At 37.1% G+C, this 377-nt stretch carries 1 protein-coding gene; it reads left to right on the top strand.

Going from position 1 to position 377, the window contains the following annotated elements; genetic code table 11:
• Positions 1–377: calcium-binding protein (locus CXF69_RS00630; RefSeq protein ID WP_323807190.1), on the top strand; the 377-nt coding region annotated here is incomplete at both ends.

The following is a 377-nucleotide window of genomic DNA, read 5'->3' as shown; positions in this document are numbered from 1 at the left end:
CAATGGCGATGATATTTTAATATCTAATGGTGGTAGTGATCATCTAAATGGCGAAGCGGGTAATGATACTTTAATTTATGGCGGCAATTCATCTGGTAATATTAGATTTAATGGTGGACAAGGAGATGATGCTTATGTCATTGACGTCAGAGATTTTGTAAATAGTCCACTACTGACTATTCAAGACTACAATGGAGTGAATAGACTAAATCTAAAAGGCGTTAATCCATCTGATATTAATCTAACTCGAAATGATAACAGCCTAGAAATATCGACAGCTGATGGAAAGATAAATCTATACGATCAGTTTGAGACTGGCTCCAGTTTTGCAGGTGTTGACAACATCTATTTCGACGATGGCACGGTCTGGGATAAAG

The sequence above is a fragment of the Psychrobacter sp. Choline-02u-9 genome, assembly GCF_002836505.1.
Taxonomy (GTDB): domain Bacteria; phylum Pseudomonadota; class Gammaproteobacteria; order Pseudomonadales; family Moraxellaceae; genus Psychrobacter.
The sequence above is the reverse complement of the archived record's forward strand: the minus strand, read 5'-3'. Positions and strand labels throughout refer to the sequence as shown.